The following is an 18759-nucleotide window of genomic DNA, read 5'->3' on the forward strand; positions in this document are numbered from 1 at the left end:
CGATGAAACAGGTTATAGTTGTCGGTGCAGGCGCAGCAGGTATCTTTGCTGCCTTGGCGGCCTCTTCCAGAGGGGCCGGGGTGCAGCTTTTTGAAAAAAATGATATTGTAGGAAAAAAGATGGGGATTACTGGCAAGGGCCGCTGCAATCTGACGAATACGGCGCCTATGACAGATTTCATTGCCCGGACGCCAGGACATGGGAAATTTCTTTTCAGTGCCTACCGTGCTTTCAGTAATGAAGACCTCCTCCGGTGTGTGCATCAATGGGGGCTGACTACGAAAGAAGAAAGGGGCGGCCGTGTCTTCCCCCGTTCCGACAGCGCTATTGAAGTGCGTAAACTCCTGTATCATCGCCTGCAGAAACAGCATGTGGAACTTCACCTGAATGAAGGTGTACTGACTGTGAACCATACGGACGGGGGCTTTTCCGTCCGGACAGAACAGGGAAGTTATATGGCGGATGCCTGTATCATTACGACAGGCGGTCTTTCGTATCCCGTTACCGGTTCCAGCGGCGATGGATTCCACTTTGCCAAAAAACTGGGACATACCGTAACTCCCTTAAAGCCGTCCCTGATTCCGTTTACGACAGAAGAAACGTGGGTAAGGGATCTTGCGGGATTGTCTCTGCGGAATGTCGATGTTTCGTTATGGAAACATGGGAAAAAGCTGGCGAGCCAGTTTGGTGAAATGCTGTTTACCCATACGGGCGTTTCCGGGCCGGTCATCCTCATGCTGAGCAGCCAGGCGGCGCACAAACCGAAATGGGAATTCCCCATGCAGCTGCGCATTAACCTGAAGCCGGCCCTGACAGCGGAAACACTTGACTCCCGGATCCAGCGGGATTTTCAGAAGTATCTGCGCAAGCAGGCTGGTAATGGTCTGCAGGATCTCCTGCCACGACGCCTCATCCCATATGTGCTCGAACAGGCAGAAATTCCGGAACAGACATTGATCAATCAGATTACCCGTACCCAGCGCCAGGACCTGGCGACAGTGCTCCAGGCCTTTTCTCTGACTCTGACAGGTACCCGCCCCATTGAAGAAGCCATTGTGACGGCCGGCGGCGTATCTGTACGGGAAATTAATCCTGGAACGATGGAATCTAAAAAAGTCCAGGGTCTTTATTTCGCCGGTGAAGTGATTGACATCGACGCTTTTACGGGAGGATATAACTTGCAGGCAGCCTTTTCGACGGGGTATGTGGCCGGCTGTTCTGCAGCAGAGGAGGAAGCTGATCAATGAGAAAAATTACGGTTGCTATCGACGGGCCGGCCGGTGCAGGAAAAAGCAGTGTTGCGAAAATGGTAGCAAATAGGTTACACTATCTGTATATTGATACCGGAGCCATGTATCGCGCTTTTACCTGGGCCATGCTGGAACGGCATATCAATATACGAGATGAAAAAGCAGTGCAGCAGCTGACCGGCTCCATACAGATCCGTCTGGAACCGGGTGAAGAGGTATGCCGCGTATATGCAGACGGACAGGACATAACGGAAGAAATCCGCACGCCTTTTATATCGTCTCATGTTTCACAGGTAGCAGCCCTTGCAGTGGTGCGTACAAAACTGGTACAATTGCAGAGAGATATGGCAAAAGGCGGAGGTGTCATTTTAGACGGCCGCGATATTGGCACAGTAGTCCTGCCCCGGGCCGATCTCAAAATTTATCTGACGGCGTCGGTTACGGCGCGGGCCAGACGGCGGTTTCTGGAGTTAAAGGAAAAAGGCAGTACGGAAACACTGGAAGCCATTGAAGCCAGCATTGCTGCTCGCGACGATATGGATTCACACCGGGCTGTCAGCCCCCTGAAACGGGCTGATGATGCCGTGCTGGTAGATAACAGTGACCTTACACTGGAAGAAACGGCAGACTGTATCTGCCGTATGATTGAAGAAAAACAGTAAGGAAGCGGAGCGATGAAAAATTTTTTCTATGCTATTATCCGATTTCTCTTTAATCTGGTCACCTATACCTGGCTGGGAATGCAGGTCGTGGGAGAAGGTCATATCCCGGAAAAGGGCGCATTTATTGTGGCATCGAACCATGCCAGTTATTTTGACCCGCCTCTGGTAGGGACGGCGATGCGCCATCATCTGATTCACTTTATGGCGAAGGAAGAGCTATTTCATAATCCGTTCATGGGCTGGTTCCTGAGGTATGTCGGTACTTTTCCCGTTCACCGGGGCCGTGTGGACCGCAAAGCGCTGATAGAAGCACTGCGGGTATTGAAGCAAGGTGAGGTATTGGGTATCTTTCCGGAAGGAACGAGCCGCGACCAGGGAAAACTGGGAAAATTCCATGAAGGCATGGCTGCCATTGCTATCCGCGCCCAAGTCCCGGTCCTGCCGACGGCCATCATTAATTCCCGCCATCTTCCACACAAGATGGGGCCGGTGCGGGTCGTATTCGGTGATCCGGTCCTGCCGCCCGTTATAAGCCGGCAGGATAAAGAAAAAGAACGGGACATCATCCATGAGTTTTCAGAAGATATCCGGAGCCGGATTCTGGACCTCATCAATCAGCACGGAGGAGAAAATATGTCATGAATGTATATGTAGCTGATGCCTGCGGCTTCTGCTATGGTGTCCGCCGGGCCGTAGAAATGGCGTCTTCCGCCGCCAGCGGCACTCACACACTGGGGCCGATTATCCATAATCCCCAGGTAGTAGCCCGGCTGGCTGAACGGGGAGTATCACCGGTAGATTCTCTGGAATCACTTCGGGAAGGAGACACGATTCTCATCCGTTCCCATGGAGTCGGTCCTGATGTGTACCGGGAAGCGGAGAAAAAAAGACTCAACGTTGTCGATGCGACGTGTCCTCATGTGAAAAAAGCACAGCAGGATGCGAAAAAAATCATCGAAAAAGAAAAAAATCTTATAATTATTGGCGAAAAAGCCCATCCAGAAGTAATTAGTATTTCACAATGGGGGGCAAATCGTGCTATTATATTAGATAGGGAAGAAATGGCCCGGGCTCTGCCCCCTATGGAGCAGGCCGGGGTGGTCGTACAGACGACCTTTTCCCAGGAGCAATTTAAACGCATTGAACAGATACTGGCAGATAAAATTCCGGACCTTACGGTGTACATGACAATATGTACGGCGACGCAGCAGCGGCAGCAGGCGGCGATTGATCTGGCAGGGAAAATGGATGCGATGATCGTGATTGGCGGGAAAAACAGTGCCAATACCGGTCGCCTTGCACAGGTGTGCAGAGAACAGGGTTGCCCGACATACCATATTGAAACAGCAGCTGAATTAGATACGGCCTGGTTCAAAGGTATGAAAAATATAGGCATTACAGCCGGCGCTTCCACGCCGGATTGGATAATACAGGAGGTTGTTAATATTATGGAAAATTTGCAAGCAGAAGCCACAGAAGTAATGAGTGAAGAATTGTTGGACAAGTATGATTATGAAGAAAATCCAAAGAAAGGCGACGTAGTAAAAGGCACGGTTATTTCTGTGAACGATGATGCTGCCTATGTTTCCATCGGCACGAAAGCAGAAGCAATCCTGCCGAAAAAGGAAATGGCTGTACCGGCACCGGAAAAAGCTAGTGATTTTGTCAAAGTCGGTGATGAACTGACTGTTGAAATCGCCAACAACATCAAAGAAGAAGGTGCGATTGTCGTTTCCCTCGTCAAGATGAAGAAAGTTGAAGACTGGAAAGAAGTACGCGAAGCATTCGAAAATGACCAGCTCGTCGAATGTACCGGTAAAGAAACGAATAAAGCCGGCCTCGTCGTATCCATCAAATCTCTGCGCGGGTTCATCCCCCTGTCCCAGGGCGATATCCGCTTTGTCAAATCGCTGGACTATCTCGTAGGCCAGACATTCCAGGTAAAAGTCATCGATATTGACGAACATAAAAACCGCCTTGTCCTGTCCCGTAAAGCTGTTCTTGAAGCAGAACGGGAAGCAAAACGCGAAGAAGCCCTGAAACACATTGAAGAAGGCGCTGTCCTTGAAGGAACGGTCGTCAAGATTATGCCTTATGGTGCGTTCATCGATCTCGGTGGCGTAGAAGGACTGCTTCACATTTCTGATATTTCCTGGAAACGGATCAGCTCCGTTGATGCCGTACTCAAACAGGGTGATAAACTGCAGGTCCTCGTACAGAAATTCGATAAAGAACGCGATCGTATTTCCCTGTCCCTGAAAGCACTGCAGAAGAACCCCTGGATTGCCGCTATCGAAAAATTCGAAGTTGGCGATGTCGTCAAGGGCGAAGTCAAAAAGCTGCTGCCTTTCGGTGCTATCCTCGCTATCGATCCGGAATTGCAGGGGCTCCTCCACGTTTCCGAACTGACGGAAAAACGCGGTGCTTCTGTAAAAGACCTTTTGAATATTGGCGATATTTTAAATGTCAAGATCATCGGTATTGATACAGATAAGAAGAAGATTTCTCTCAGCGTACTCGCTCTGCAGAAAGATGACGAAGAACGGGAAGTCCGCAATTATCTCGAAACAGCAAATCAGCAGGAAGAATCGGCCACAATTGGCGACGCTGTAGAAGATAAATAAGTATTCCTGGAAAAAGGATAGCCGGCGTGTACCGGTTATCCTTTTTTTTGGACAGGAATGGATCATAAGGTGTTTCAGGAAAGGATATACATATGTCGGATACGTTACATGCAGTCATAGCCAGTGTGCAGGAGGGCAGCCGGGCTCAGAAAGAAGGTCTGAAAGCTGGTGATACTATCGTTTCGGTCAATGGCCAGCCTGTAGAGGACCTGATCGATCTGAATTTTGCCCTTGCTGACGAAAAAGTGCATCTGGTCGTACAAAACGGCGACAGCCTGCGGGACTGCTATTTTCAGAAGCGGTTTGGCGAAGACGTGGGCATTACTATGGAAAATGCCGTTTTTGACCATATACGCCAGTGCTGGAACAATTGCATATTCTGCTTTATTGCGCAGATGCCCCAGGGGATGCGCCCATCTTTGTATGTCAAGGATGACGACTATCGTATGTCTTTCCTGACGGGAAGTTTCATTACCTTATCTAACCTGTCTGAAGAAGATCTCCGGAGAATTACCCAGTACCATCTGTCACCGCTCCATATTTCCGTCCACACGACGAATGGCATGCTCCGCCGGCGCATGATGCGGCAGGAACGGACAGAGGATATTATGGATCATCTCCGCAATCTGGTGCGGCATGACATTGATATGTACTGCCAGATCGTCCTCGTGCCGGGATATAATGATGGCGAAGAATTCAGCCGCACCGTACGGGATCTGGAATCGCTCCGGCCTAACGTACTGGGAATAGCTGTCGTGCCACTGGGAATGACGAAATTCCGTTCTGAATGCATGCCTCTGAATCCGGTTACGCCGGAACTAGCCCGTGACATTATAAACCGTTCCCGGCCTTTTACAGAGCGCAGCCGCCGGGAAGGCAGGGGAAGCTTTGTCTATCTGGCTGACGAATTTTATCTGAAAGCCGGAATGCCGCTGCCGGACAATGCGTATTATGATAACTACGAACAGATTGAAGATGGCATCGGGATGCTGCGTCTGTTTGAACAACAATGGCATAGCTGGGATGGCAAGGTCCGTACGGCCTATGACAAGCCGAAACGGCTGGCTCTTCTGACCGGCACGCTGGCAGCTCCTTTTATCAGCCAGCTCGTACAGGAAGTACAGGTTGCCAATCTGGAGGTAAATGTTGTCCCCGTAGAAAATCACTATTTTGGCAGGCAGATTAATGTGGCTGGTCTCCTCACAGCCCAGGATATGCTTCATGCCTGGCAGCAGCTGGCCGGTGACTGGGATGGCCTGATTATTCCCGGCACGGCATTGCGCAAGGGTGAAAACATCTTTCTCGACGATATGACACTTAGTGAATTTGAAACCCGGGCCGGCGTACCTGTCGGCGTCAGTGAATTTGCGCCGGAACTGAAGCAGCTTTTATATCATTGGCAGGAGAATAAGGAGTAGAATTATGTATAAACCATTAGTTGCCGTTGTAGGCCGGCCGAATGTCGGTAAATCGACACTGTTCAACGCCGTCGTAAAGAAACGGATTTCCATTGTCGAAGACATCCCCGGCGTCACCAGAGACCGCATTTATTTTGATGCTGAATGGCTGGGCCAGGAATTTACCATGATTGACACGGGCGGCATTGAATTTGTCGATCAGGACAATCACTTTTTTACGAGTATGCGCTATCAGGCTGAACTTGCCATTCGTGAAGCCGATGTCATCATTTATGTAGTAGATGGAAAGACGGGAATCCAGCCTCAGGACGAGGAAATCGCCCATATTCTCCGTTCCTGTGGCAAGCCGGTAATCCTGGCTGTCAATAAAATCGATAGTGTAGAGCAGGAAATCAACATTTACGAATTTTATAATCTGGGGTTGGGCGATCCTATCGGCATTTCTGCGGTCAATCTCATGAACCTCGGTGACCTTCTCGATGAAGTGCTGAAATATATCAAAAAAGTACCTGTTGACGAAGAAAGTGAAGATGCAATTCATGTAGCACTGGTAGGCCGCCCGAACGTAGGAAAATCTTCCCTGACCAATGCCCTGTTGGGACAGGACCGGGTCATCGTCAGCAATATTCCCGGCACGACCCGCGATTCCATTGATACACACTGGACCTATAATGGAAATGAATTTATCCTCATCGATACGGCAGGGATGCGGCGCAAGGGAAAAATCGACCTGCCCGTGGAACGGTATAGTGTGGTACGGGCACTGCGGGCTGTTGATCGTTCCGATATAGCTGTCCTCGTACTGGATGGCGTAGAAGGCGTAACCGAGCAGGATAAGAAAATAGCCGGTTACATCCATGAAGCCGGCAAGGGCTGCATCATTGTCGTCAACAAATGGGATCTGGTGACCAAAGACAGCAAGACCAGCCTGAAATATACCGATGATATCCGCCGGGAACTGGCCTTCATGCAGTATGCCCCGATTCTATATGCTTCGGCCCTTACCAAACAGCGCGTTAACCGTCTGGCCGATCTGGTACAGTACGTATCGGAACAGCAGCATATGCGTGTTTCGACGAGTGTCCTCAATGAACTCATCGAAGACGCGCAGCTTACTAATCCGGCACCGGCTAAAAACGGACGTCCCTTAAAGATTTACTATATGACCCAGGCTTCGGTGGAACCGCCTACGTTCGTCTTATTCGTTAATGATCCCCAGCTTATTCATTTTTCCTATACCCGTTTCCTGGAAAACAAACTGCGGGAAACATTTGGTTTTGAAGGAACTCCTATCCGTCTTATCCTGCGAGGTAAAAAGGGAGATGAAGACGCGTGATAGAAGGTATACTCTGTCTGTTCCTGGCCTATGCCGCTGGTTCCTTCCCGAGCGGCCTGGTCATTGGCAATGTCTTTTATCATACCGATATCCGCACTGAAGGAAGTCATAATACAGGCGCGACCAATGCCTATCGTGTACTGGGAAAAGCCGGCGGCCTGGCAGTTCTTATCCTCGATACGGCGAAAGGGATTCTCGGCGTCTGGCTTGGCCAGCAGGCGGGAATCCTCCTGGCACCGGATCAGATAGAATTATGTATGATCGGCGGCGGCCTTCTGGCTATTCTGGGCCATTCTTGCTCTTTGTTCATGAAATTCAAAGGAGGGAAAGGCGTGGCCACCGGCCTGGGAGTCATTCTTTATCTGGCACCGTGGGAAACACTTATCGTCTTTGCTGTCTGGTGTATTGTCGTCGCTTTTTCGCGGATTGTTTCTCTCGGTTCTATTGTAGCAGCGATTTTGGTGCCGGTGACGATGTACTTGTTCCATGAACCTTTGGAAATCGTAGTATTCGGTATTCTGGCAGCTGCGTTTGTCATTATCAGGCACCGCGCCAATATCGTGCGGTTGCTTCATGGCAATGAATTGAAAGTAGAACGGATACACAAAAAATAACTGTTCCGGTTTCAGGATTTATATTTGATATGTAAGGAAAAACGTGTATAATTAACATGTACGAGCAGGTGATGATGTGAGAATCATAGGCGGAAGCGCCAGAGGCAGACAATTGAAATCTCCCAAGGGTATGCTGACCCGGCCTACACTGGACAGTACGCGGGAAAGTTTGTTTAATATTCTGACTAATTACGGCCTGGAAGGAGCATCCGTACTGGATATTTTTGCCGGAACAGGCGCTCTCGGGCTGGAAGCCCTCAGCCGCGGTGCTGCCCATTGTGTGTTTATCGATCATTATACCCAGCGCCTTATTCAGGAAAACGCAGCGATGTGCGGCTTTTCTGGGAAATATGAGGTACTGCGTATGGAGATGGGGCGTGCGCTGGCGCGGTTGCGCGGACGGACGTTCCAGTATATTTTTGCCGACCCGCCGTACGATAAAAATCTGGTGAATGATACAATTTCTTTTATCTTTCAATATCAGCTGCTGGCTGCTGACGGCCTGGTCATCATGGAGCACAGCCGTCATGAAGATATATCGGAGAACCCGTTGTATAGCATTATCAGAGAAAAATCCTATGGAAAAGAAACGCGCGTCAGCTTTATCTGCCGCCGTCAGGAAGGGGAATAATTGTGCGTATCGGAATCTGTCCGGGCAGTTTTGATCCCGTGACGAACGGACATATCGATATATTTGAACGAGGCAGCAAACTGGTTGACAAGCTGATTGTTGCCGTCTTCAGCAATCCGACGAAACAGCCTGTCTTTACGATGGCTGAACGGGAAGAAATGCTGCGGGAAACGACTAAACATATTCCGAATATTGAAGTGGCCAGTGCTGAAGGCCTGCTCAATGAATATGCCATGTCTCATGGGGCTACGATTATCATCCGCGGGCTCCGGGCACTCAGTGATTTTGAATATGAGTTTCAGCGGGCTCTTCTCATGAAACAGATCGAACCGGCTATTGAAACGGTATTCATCATGGCCAATACAAAATATTCGTATGTAAGTTCTACGGGAATCCGGGAACTGGCCTGCTTTGGAGGCAAGCTGGACGGCATGGTGCCGGATTATGTAGAACAACGCTTGAAAACTAAATTTAAAGATAAATATAAGGTATAGGGGTGGACAACATGAACTCTGATAAGTTGTTGGAAGATTTGGAAAGTTTAGTACTGAATGCGTCAAAGATGCCCTTTACGAACAAAAAGATGATCGAAGAGGAAGAACTTCTCCAGATTATCGATGATTTGAAAGCATCCATGCCGGCGGAATTAGATGAATCAAAAAAAGTTCTCGCTGAAAAGGATAAAATTATTGCCGATGCCCAGCGTCATGCTGACAGCATGGTTGCCCAGGCCAAAGATTACATTGCCAAACTGACGGAAGAAAGCGAACTGGTACGGCAGGCGCAGGAACATGCCAATCAGATTGTCATGAGTGCTACGAAGTCCTCTGATGAACTCAAGAGCAGTTCTATTACGTATGCCGGCGACGTACTGAAGTATGTAGAATCGACATTGGAAAAGACGCTGACCAGTATCCGCCAGAACCGGGAAAGCCTTCTTCAGTCCAATCGTCAGGATAATAGTAAACAGTAATGCCGTAAGTCAGACTACAAGAGACGGTCATACGAAGAGAAATACTTTGTACGACAGTCTCTTTTTGCGTTAAGACATAAGAGGGCCGGCGGGCCCGGACTGTGGATTGTATTTATCAGGATGCAGGGAGAAGACGATGAAAGAAATAACTTCACGGGAGAACCAGTGGGTCAGGATGGCCCATTCACTTAAAAAGAAAAAAGGACGGCAGGAACAAAGCCGGTTTTTGGCAGAGGGATTCCGCTTATTGTCAGACGCCATCCAGGTAGGTGTCATGGATGGCATCTGCTTTGTTACAGAAAAGGGAATGCATCATGAAGGATTTGATACATTCCTGTCCCGGGGCGAAACATTGGGATGGACATTTTTTCATGTAACTGACAGCGTGTATGATAAAATAAAAGATACGGGAAATCCACAGGGAATGGCGGCTATGCTGCCGCTTTTTCCATATACGCTCCAGGCGCTGGATACACTGAAGGCTGACCGGCCCGTCCTCTATCTGGAAGATATCCAGGATCCGGGTAATCTGGGTACGATTCTGCGTACGGCCGCGGCCAGCAATGGGGCTGCCGTCCTTTTGAGCGAGGACAGTGTCGATGTGTACAATGACAAGGCAATCCGCAGTGCCATGGGTGCTATATTCAAGGTCCCGGTCATACAGCACGTCACCCTGGACGACCTGATGGCCTTTCGTAAGAAAAGTGGACGCCTCCTGTTGGGGACAGCCCCTATGGGAACGGTGCGGTATACCGATGCGCCGTACGACAAACCAGTTATTTTAGCTTTTGGAAATGAAGGAAATGGCCTGTCCCACGAGTTGCAGCAGCAATGTGATGCCCTGATTACGATACCGATGAAACAGGATACCGAATCACTCAACCTATCGCTCTCGGCAGGCATCATCCTGTATAAAGCATGGGAAATCAATGGATTTAAGGAGTAATGCCGTATGGATATAACCAGTATTTTGGAAGAGTATAAAAAGGGAACACTCTCGCTAGAAGCAGCACAGGCCGCCCTGGCGGAAAAAGACAGTTCTCATACAGCGCAGACGGCAGATCTTGGGTTTGCCCATATCGATCTGGCGCGTCAGGAACGGTGCGGTTTTCCGGAAGTCGTATATTGTGCCGGAAAGACTGTAGAACAGTCCGTCACGATTTTAACACTCTTAATGAAGAAGTATGATAACATCATTGGCACGCGGGCGTCTAAAGAAGTGTATGAACGGCTGCTCCCCGATTTTCCCGATGTACAGTATGATGACCTGGCACGCATGGTTTATCAGCGCAAGGACACGACCATCGTCAATGGCGACAGGACCATTGCTGTTGTAACTGCCGGTACGAGTGATATCCCTGTTTCAGAAGAAGCCGCTCTTACGGCTGAAATCATGGGAAATAAAGTCATGCGCATTTACGACGTGGGAGTCGCCGGTATTCACCGTCTGCTCAGCCGGGCGGATGACATACGCAAAGCCAACGTGGTCATCGTTGTCGCCGGTATGGAAGGTGCTCTGGCCAGCGTCGTCGGCGGTCTGGTGAGCCAGCCCGTCATAGCCGTACCGACCAGTATCGGTTACGGTGCCAATTTCCATGGACTGTCTGCTCTGCTGGCCATGCTCAACAGTTGTGCAGCCGGTGTCTCTGTCGTCAATATCGATAACGGGTTCGGTGCCGGCCGTCTGGCAGATATATTGAACCGGATGAGGTGACACGTATGGAAACGCTATGGCAGATGGAAGCAAATATAGACGACATGAATCCCCAGAATATGGAATACATTTTCCGCCGTCTTCTGGACCTGGGCGTCAATGATGTGTGGGCCATGCCGATGCTCATGAAAAAATGCCGGATGGCGTCCATGCTCTGCGTGTTATGCCGGGAAGAACTCCTGGAAAAGGCAGCCGATCTTATTTTTAAAGAAACGACTTCTGTAGGTGTCCGCTACTTTCCTGTCAGCCGCATCGCCTGCAGGCGGTCTATACAGACGGTGACGGTGTCAGGCGAAACGATTCATTGTAAAATCTGCTGGTCCGGTGATATAGTGACCAATATTTCTGCAGAATACGATGATTGCCGGGCTGCAGCCGTAAAGACAGGTATTCCGCTGAAAGAGTGGCAGCGCCGTGTTCTGGAAGCCGCCTGGCAGCGTTACGGCGGGAAAAAGTATGAAGAGCTGGCAGACTGAACTGTTCGTTTCCTGAAGCGTCTCTCAGAGAAAAACAAGTTGTCTCTTGCAAATAAACAATTGTCCGTGTATAATAATGAATGAGTTCAAAAAAGGCGATTCTGATTATGAATAGATTAATTATCAATGCAGATGATTTCGGCATCCATCAGGAAGTGAACCGAGCTGTAGCCATAGGCTTTGATACAGGTATCCTGAGGAGCACATCCCTTCTGGCATCCGGTCCGGCTTTTCCTGAAGCCGTAACGGTTGCAAAAAAAAGGCCGGGCCTGGGAATTGGTATCCACCTCTGTCTGGTCGGAGGCCTGTCACCGGTTTTATCACCGCAGGAAGTCCCAAGTCTTGTCGATGGGCGGGGGCTATTCCCCGATAGTTATGGCGAATTTATGAAACGGATATATACTGGCCAGATTCAATATCAGGAGCTGTATCGTGAACTGGATGCGCAGATGGAAAAAATCATGTCTCAGGGACTTACTATTACCCATGTGGACAGCCACCAGCACCTGCACGTATTACCCCAGGTCTGGGTGATCGTACAGGCCCTGATGAAAAAATATGGGCTTCACCGGCTGCGTATCCCTGACGAATCGTATTTCTTCAAGTTGTGGACAGCAAATCCGGTCCGTGCCCTGGGCCGGGATGGGCTGACTTTTTTTTCGAGGAAGGCCCGTCGCGATGCGCGCAATCTCGGATTTACCATGCCGGATTATTTCTGGGGCATGGCTGATGGCGGAAATATGAATGAAACGAATCTGCGGTATATCATTGGCCAGATGCCTTTTGGCGTGCATGAAGTGATGATGCATCCCGGCTGCCATACGGCTGTTTTGAGCCAGATATTCCATTGGGGATATCATTGGCAGGATGAATTGGCTGCTATTGTTTCACCGGGCATCCGTAAGCTCATTGAAGAACGTCATATTGAACTCATCCATTACGGCAATCTGCCGTAATCTACCGGAACAGGGAGTGGTATGTATTGAATATATTGGTTACAGGCGGTGCCGGTTTCATCGGTTCACACCTCGTTGACACCTTAATAGAAGCCGGTCATGATGTAACGGTATTTGATAATCTGAACAGTGGAAGGAAAGAGTATATCCACAAAGCAGCCCGGTTCTGTCAGGGAGACATCCGTGATACGGAAGCCCTGGACCGTCTGTTTGCCGGAACGGTTTTTGATGTAGTGTTTCATGAAGCTGCCCAGACGCAGGTATCTTATTCCATGCTCCATCCCCGGGAAGATGCCGATGTCAATGTACTGGGACTGATTAATGTGTTAGAACACTGCTGCAGACATGACGTAAAGAAAATACTTCTTTCTTCATCAGCCGCTGTATACGGAAATCAGGAAACAGGACTGGCTGATGAAACGATACCGGTACAGCCACAATCTTTTTACGGACTGACCAAGGCGGCAGGAGAAGTATATGCCGCTTTGTATTACCGTATGTATGGCCTTCCGTATGCCGTCCTTCGCTACGCCAATGTGTATGGCGAACGGCAGGAAAGCAGCCGGGAAGCCGGTGTAGTCAGTCTGTTTTCCCGGGCATTGGCCTCGGGAACTGCTATGACCATCTATGGCGATGGGAATCAGTCACGGGATTTTATTTACGTCAAGGATGCGGCGGCTGCCAGCATGGCTGCCATGGATGCCGGCGTTCCCAGCGGCATTTACAATATCAGTACGAAAATCGAAACGACCATCAATGCCTTGAAAGAAATATTGATGTATTTTGCCCAGATACGGTCTGACGTAATCTATGAAGACGCACGGCACGGCGATATTTACCGGTCCGTACTCGATAATGGAAAGGCTGTGCAGACACTGAACTGGCGGCCGAAGACAAAACTTCTGCCAGGATTGATGACGACGTTTTCTTATTTTTTAGGGAGGGATGAACGATGAAAAAGGACACGAACCATAACTTCTATCTGGTCCGGGAAGATATCCTGCCAGAAGCTATTAAAAAGACAATCCGCGTCAAAGAAATCTTAAAGCACCATCAGAGCCGTACCATCAATGAAGCGGTAAAGATGATGGATTTAAGCCGCAGTGCGTACTATAAATATAAAGATTATGTTTTCCCTTTCCACGACGTAACACAGGGAAAAATTGTTACCTTATCGCTTCTGATCTTTGATAAACCGGGCGAACTTTCCCAGGTGCTGCATACAGTCGCAGCCAGCAACGGCAGCATCCTGACTATCAATCAGGGGATTCCCCTGCAGGGAATGGCTGATGTCAGTATTTCCATTGAAACGAAGAACATGAATATTTCTGCCGATGAATTAATGAAAAAATTAGATAAACTGCCGGGAGTCAGCAAAGTCGATATCATCGGGCAGGCCTAAGGAGGGGCTGTATGAAACACGTTGCAATTGCATTGTTAGGCTGCGGTACCGTTGGTAAAGGCGTTGTCGATTTATTGAGCCGCAACGGCCAGCTCATTGAGGAACAGCTGGAGACGCATATCAGCATTAAACGGATACTCATCCGTGATTTACCGAAATATGAACAGATGGATTTGCCGGATACCATTGCTCTTACTACCGATTTCAACGATATTATCAATGATGATGAAATAGAAATCGTAGTGGAAGTTATGGGAAGTGCTGATTTTGCAAAAGAATGCATCGAACAGTGCTTTAAGCGCGGGAAGAGCGTAGTCAGTGCCAATAAGGACCTAATTGCTGATTATGGGATTCCTCTTTTGAAACTCAGTCAGGAAAACAATGTCGATTTCCAGTTTGAAGCCAGTGTAGCCGGCGGCATCCCCGTTATCCGTCCCATGTATTCGTCGCTCAACAGTAATCGTATCGAACGCATCATCGGCATCATGAATGGAACGACAAACTATATCCTGACTAATATGACGGAACGGGGCCTGTCCTATGAAACCGCTCTTAAGGAAGCCCAGGAAAAAGGGTATGCCGAAGCCGATCCGACTAATGATGTCAGTGGATATGATGCGGCCCGGAAAATCGCTATTCTGGCAACATTGGGATTCCATTCTGCCGTTACTTTCCGCGATGTCTCTGTCGAAGGCATTGAGAAAATCACCCATGAGGATATTGAACATGCATCGGAAATGGGCTATGTCGTTAAACTGCTGGCTATTGCACAGCAGAACGACGATGGGATTTCCCTCAATGTCCACCCCGCCTTTATACCCAGAAGCCATCCGCTGGCCAATGTCGGCGGAGCCTATAATGCAGTATATGTACGGGGCAACTGCGTCGGTGATGTCATGTTTTACGGACAGGGAGCCGGTGCTTTTCCGACTGCCAGTGCGGTTGTCAGCGATGTCATGAATGTCATTCTTCATTTTAACCTTACCGTGACAGGAAAACGGAAATATGTCTGGCATGACACGAAACTGACGGATCCACGCTCTATCCGCGCTCCTTATTATCTGCGCATGATCGTCGATAATGCACCGGGCGTCTTGTCCAGTATCTCTGGCATATTTGCTGAAAATCGTATTAGTATCCGTTCTCTAATCCAGAAAGATGAAACGAAGGAAATTGCCGAAATTGTAATTCTTATCGATGCATCAGCCGATGGGCTGGTGCGGGATTCACTGAAAAAGGTGACATCTCTTTCCTGCGTCCGCCGCGTTGCCAATGCAATCAGAGTCATTGAAATTTAGAGGTGCTGTTTATGACCAAGAAAGTACATGTAAAAATTCCGGCCACATCGGCCAATATGGGTTCCGGGTTTGATGCCGTCGGCATCGCTCTGACCCTGTATAATGAAATACTGTTTGAAGAACGGCCGGGAGCGGAAGCGATAACCATCGAAATCAAGGGTATGGGTCAGAATGAAATCCCGACCGATCCCGCAGAAAATCTGGTATCGGAAGCCATGGCATACGTGGCAAAACGGAATGGACAGCCGCTGCCGGCCGGTCATCTGACGCTGATTAACCGCATCCCGCCGGCACGCGGGCTGGGAAGCAGCTCGGCAGCCCTCGTCGGCGGAATCATGGCAGGAGATGCCCTGACAGGGCGGAAATTGACCAAAGAAGATATACTGATCATTGCCAATTCGATGGAAGGCCATCCCGATAACGTGGCGCCTGCAACATATGGAGGACTGACATCGTCTATCATTGTCCATGACAAAGCTATCACCAATTCAGTGCCTGTAGAAGATGATTTGTCTTTTATCACGGTCAGTCCGGAAATTGAAGTTTCTACAGAAGAAGCGAGACAGGCGCTGCCCGATACGATTGACTATAAAAGTGCTGTTTTTAATGTCAGCCGGGTCAGTTTCCTTTTGTCCTCCTTCTTTACGAAACGGTATGACTATCTAAAATACAGCCTGCAGGATAAGCTCCATGTTCCCTATCGGATCCAGCTGATTCCCCACGGCCAGGACGTACTGGATGCGGCTATCGCTGCCGGTGCCCTGGGTTCTACCATCAGTGGTTCCGGCTCGACACTCATCGCATTTGCAACCGGACGGGAAAGAGAGGTAGAAGAGGCGATGATTTCTACTTTTGCCGGGTATGGCATCCAATCTTTTGGTCATATTCTCAAAGCGGATAATCAGGGTGCTACTTATGTAGATATACCGAAATAATATTCAGATTTGTAAATTAAAGTATAAAACGGAGAGAGGCTGCCACCGGACAGCCTCATTTCCATTGTAAGGAGTTTATATGATTCAGGATATCCATCCCCATACGTATCACAACGAATTTACGCCTGCTCTCATAGAAGAAAATGCCCTTATCTTGTCCTATGATAAAAAAAGTGTTCTCATACGGCAGGATGGAAACAGCTTTACTCTGCCGGCAGCTTCTGATTTTTCCGGCTGGAAGGCCGATAATTTTATCTGGCTGTTTGCCATCGACGACAGGCAGTTTTTCCTGGCCCGGCGTACTCTGCCAGCTCCAGAAGGATATGCCTATGTGCCTATCCACTATATGCGGTATGCGGCACCACGGCACCTGGCATTTGCTTCTGTCACCGGTCTGTCACTGGCCGGATGGTACCGCCATCATCAGTTATGCGGATGCTGCGGGCAGCCGTTGCAGCATAGCAAAAAAGAGCGGATGTTGTATTGCCCATCCTGCGGTATTATGAATTATCCCCGTATCAATCCGGCGGTCATCGTGGCCGTCCGCCATGAAAATAAGATCCTCGTATCGACCTATGCCGGCCGGGAATATACGAATATGGCTCTCATCGCAGGATTTGCTGAAATTGGAGAAACCATCGAGGAGACAGTTCACCGGGAAGTCATGGAGGAAGTGGGAATCCGCGTCAAAAATCTGCGGTTCTATAAAAGCCAGCCCTGGTGTTTCACCGACACGCTCCTGTTCGGATTTTTCTGCGACCTTGACGGAGAAGATACGCTGCGTGTAGATCACGAAGAACTGGCAACTGCCCGCTGGATCAGTCGGGATGAAGTACCGGAAGATGTAGAAAAGGTCAGCCTGACCATGGAAATGATGACCTTGTTCAAAGAGGGAAAGGTATAGTAAATCCCTTGACAGGTATGGGTAAAGTTGCTACAATTATTACCAACATAAAAGCGATGAGCGGAAGAAGCGGTTTGTATCTGCGTCAGAGAGATGCCGTACAGGTGAAAGAGCATTGGCAGAGAGTATCGCGGGTCACCCGTGAGCCGGCAGGAGGAAAGGCCTGCCCGTCTGACAGGCGTTATCTGTTTTATAAAGAGGCCGCGTGGAGCGGCAATTTAGGTGGTACCGCGGAAGAACTAAGCGCCTTTCGTCCTAAGAGTGGACGAAAGAGCGCTTTTTTTATTTACTTTTTGGAGGGAACAGACAAATGAAATGGAATAAGGAAGAATTAGGAGCTTATTCACCGAATGACATTGAAATGTCCTGGTATGATTTCTGGGAAAAAAATGGCTATTTTCATCAGGATGCCGATAAGAGCAAAAAGCCATTCAGCATCGTCATGCCACCGCCTAATGTTACGGGGCAGCTTCACATGGGCCACGCACTGGATAATACGTTGCAGGATATCCTCGTCCGTTTCAAACGCATGGAAGGCTACAATGTTGCCTGGATCCCTGGAACAGACCATGCCGGCATTGCTACCCAGGTCAAAGTAGAACAGCAGCTGGCCAAAGAAGAAGGAAAGACGCGCTATGATATCGGCCGTGAAGAATTCCTGAAACGGGTCTGGGCCTGGAAAGAAAAATATGGCAGCCGCATTGAAAAACAGGTACGCCGTCTCGGTTCATCCTGTGACTGGAGCCGCAAACGCTTCACGATGGATCCCGTATGTGCCCGTGCCGTTCGTGAAGTATTCTGCACCTTATATGAAAAAGGCCTCATTTACCAGGGACAGCGTATCACCAACTGGTGCCCTCATTGCAATACGGCATTGTCTGATATCGAAGTAGACCATTCGGATGTTCAGGGCAGCCTCTGGTATGTCAAATATCCTGTCGTCGGTGAAGATGATTACATCATGATTGCCACGACCCGTCCGGAAACGATTATGGGCGATACGGCCGTTGCCGTCAACCCGGAAGACGACCGCATGAAAAAATACGTCGGCAAAAAAGTCATCGTACCGCTGGTAAACCGCGAAGTCGAAGTCATTGCCGATGATTATGTTGATATCGGTTTTGGTACGGGTGCCGTAAAAATTACACCGGCCCACGACCCCAATGACTTTGCCATGGGCGAACGCCATCACCTCGAATCAATCATGATCATGAATCTCGATGGCACGATGAACGATAAAGCCGGAGCTAAATACGATGGTATGACCCGGGAAGAATGCCGCAAAGCCGTTGTTGCTGACTTGCAGGAACTGGGCCTCCTCGATCACATTGAACCGCTGACCCACTCTGTCGGTCATTGCTCCCGCTGCAAGACGATTGTCGAACCGTTTTCGACGAAACAGTGGTTTGTCAAGATGGGACCACTGACCAAAGCCGCTATCGATGCCGTCGCTGAAGGAAAGACGCGGTTCATTCCTGAACGGTTCAGCAAGACATACAATCACTGGATGGAAAATGTTCATGACTGGTGCATCAGCCGCCAGCTCTGGTGGGGCCATCAGATTCC

At 49.2% G+C, this 18759-nt stretch carries 20 protein-coding genes; all 20 read left to right on the top strand.

Annotation, left to right across the window (positions count from 1 at the left end; all coding sequences use genetic code 11):
- Positions 1-2: 2 nt before the first annotated feature.
- Complete coding sequence (locus B4H10_RS09685; RefSeq protein ID WP_292018740.1) at positions 3-1247, top strand: NAD(P)/FAD-dependent oxidoreductase; 1245 nt, start codon at positions 3-5, stop codon at positions 1245-1247.
- A complete protein-coding gene (gene cmk / locus B4H10_RS09690; protein WP_059075559.1) occupies positions 1244-1912 on the top strand; it encodes a (d)CMP kinase in 669 nt (222 codons plus the stop codon). Before B4H10_RS09685 ends, cmk begins: the two co-directional genes overlap by 4 nt.
- A 12-nt stretch (positions 1913-1924) precedes the next feature.
- On the top strand, positions 1925-2554 hold the full coding sequence (locus tag B4H10_RS09695) for a lysophospholipid acyltransferase family protein (protein WP_075581451.1): 630 nt from the start codon (positions 1925-1927) through the stop codon (positions 2552-2554).
- On the top strand, positions 2551-4536 hold the full coding sequence (locus B4H10_RS09700; protein WP_075581450.1) for a bifunctional 4-hydroxy-3-methylbut-2-enyl diphosphate reductase/30S ribosomal protein S1: 1986 nt from the start codon (positions 2551-2553) through the stop codon (positions 4534-4536). The genes B4H10_RS09695 and B4H10_RS09700 overlap by 4 nt, the downstream gene beginning before the upstream one ends.
- Before the next feature lie 92 nt (positions 4537-4628).
- A complete protein-coding gene (locus B4H10_RS09705) occupies positions 4629-5954 on the top strand; it encodes a DUF512 domain-containing protein (protein WP_292018741.1) in 1326 nt (441 codons plus the stop codon).
- A 4-nt stretch (positions 5955-5958) separates the two neighbouring features.
- The gene (gene der / locus B4H10_RS09710) at positions 5959-7290 is read left to right on the top strand and encodes a ribosome biogenesis GTPase Der (protein ID WP_059075563.1); all 1332 of its coding nucleotides are present in this window, start codon (positions 5959-5961) and stop codon (positions 7288-7290) included.
- On the top strand, positions 7287-7904 hold the full coding sequence (plsY, locus tag B4H10_RS09715; RefSeq protein ID WP_059075564.1) for a glycerol-3-phosphate 1-O-acyltransferase PlsY: 618 nt from the start codon (positions 7287-7289) through the stop codon (positions 7902-7904). Before der ends, plsY begins: the two co-directional genes overlap by 4 nt.
- 76 nt (positions 7905-7980) lie before the next feature.
- Positions 7981-8535: a 16S rRNA (guanine(966)-N(2))-methyltransferase RsmD gene (rsmD, locus tag B4H10_RS09720; protein ID WP_059075565.1), complete on the top strand. Its 555-nt coding sequence runs from the start codon at positions 7981-7983 to the stop codon at positions 8533-8535.
- A gap of 2 nt (positions 8536-8537) precedes the next feature.
- Positions 8538-9029 (top strand): pantetheine-phosphate adenylyltransferase, encoded by a 492-nt coding sequence (gene coaD / locus B4H10_RS09725; RefSeq protein WP_059075566.1) that lies wholly within the window; start codon positions 8538-8540, stop codon positions 9027-9029.
- Between the two features lie 11 nt (positions 9030-9040).
- Positions 9041-9508 carry a hypothetical protein gene (locus B4H10_RS09730; RefSeq protein ID WP_059075567.1) on the top strand — a complete coding sequence of 156 codons (468 nt, stop codon included), beginning with the start codon at positions 9041-9043 and terminating at the stop codon, positions 9506-9508.
- Between the two features lie 136 nt (positions 9509-9644).
- Positions 9645-10454: a TrmH family RNA methyltransferase gene (locus B4H10_RS09735; protein ID WP_059075568.1), complete on the top strand. Its 810-nt coding sequence runs from the start codon at positions 9645-9647 to the stop codon at positions 10452-10454.
- Positions 10455-10460: 6 nt separating this feature from the next.
- Positions 10461-11222 carry a nickel pincer cofactor biosynthesis protein LarB gene (gene larB / locus B4H10_RS09740; RefSeq protein ID WP_059075569.1) on the top strand — a complete coding sequence of 254 codons (762 nt, stop codon included), beginning with the start codon at positions 10461-10463 and terminating at the stop codon, positions 11220-11222.
- A 5-nt stretch (positions 11223-11227) separates the two neighbouring features.
- Positions 11228-11698 carry a nickel insertion protein gene (larC, locus tag B4H10_RS09745; protein WP_075581446.1) on the top strand — a complete coding sequence of 157 codons (471 nt, stop codon included), beginning with the start codon at positions 11228-11230 and terminating at the stop codon, positions 11696-11698.
- A 107-nt stretch (positions 11699-11805) separates the two neighbouring features.
- Positions 11806-12654, top strand: coding sequence for a ChbG/HpnK family deacetylase (locus B4H10_RS09750; protein WP_059075571.1), 849 nt, complete (start codon positions 11806-11808; stop codon positions 12652-12654).
- 26 nt (positions 12655-12680) lie between these two features.
- On the top strand, positions 12681-13610 hold the full coding sequence (locus tag B4H10_RS09755) for an NAD-dependent epimerase/dehydratase family protein (RefSeq protein WP_075581444.1): 930 nt from the start codon (positions 12681-12683) through the stop codon (positions 13608-13610).
- Positions 13607-14056 (top strand): ACT domain-containing protein, encoded by a 450-nt coding sequence (locus B4H10_RS09760; protein ID WP_059075573.1) that lies wholly within the window; start codon positions 13607-13609, stop codon positions 14054-14056. The genes B4H10_RS09755 and B4H10_RS09760 overlap by 4 nt, the downstream gene beginning before the upstream one ends.
- Positions 14057-14067: 11 nt before the next feature.
- Positions 14068-15354 carry a homoserine dehydrogenase gene (locus B4H10_RS09765; RefSeq protein WP_292018742.1) on the top strand — a complete coding sequence of 429 codons (1287 nt, stop codon included), beginning with the start codon at positions 14068-14070 and terminating at the stop codon, positions 15352-15354.
- 11 nt (positions 15355-15365) lie between these two features.
- Entirely contained in the window at positions 15366-16289 is a 924-nt protein-coding gene (thrB, locus tag B4H10_RS09770) for a homoserine kinase (protein WP_075581443.1), read from the top strand.
- Positions 16290-16368: 79 nt separating this feature from the next.
- Positions 16369-17193 (top strand): NAD(+) diphosphatase, encoded by an 825-nt coding sequence (gene nudC, locus B4H10_RS09775; protein ID WP_292018743.1) that lies wholly within the window; start codon positions 16369-16371, stop codon positions 17191-17193.
- Between the two features lie 310 nt (positions 17194-17503).
- Positions 17504-18759, top strand: a 1256-nt coding sequence (gene valS / locus B4H10_RS09780; RefSeq protein ID WP_292018744.1) for a valine--tRNA ligase, incomplete at its 3' end; no start/stop codon positions are given.

Origin of the sequence: Megasphaera sp. UBA4382, from assembly GCF_002391155.1 — a bacterium.
Taxonomy (GTDB): domain Bacteria; phylum Bacillota; class Negativicutes; order Veillonellales; family Megasphaeraceae; genus Megasphaera; species Megasphaera hexanoica.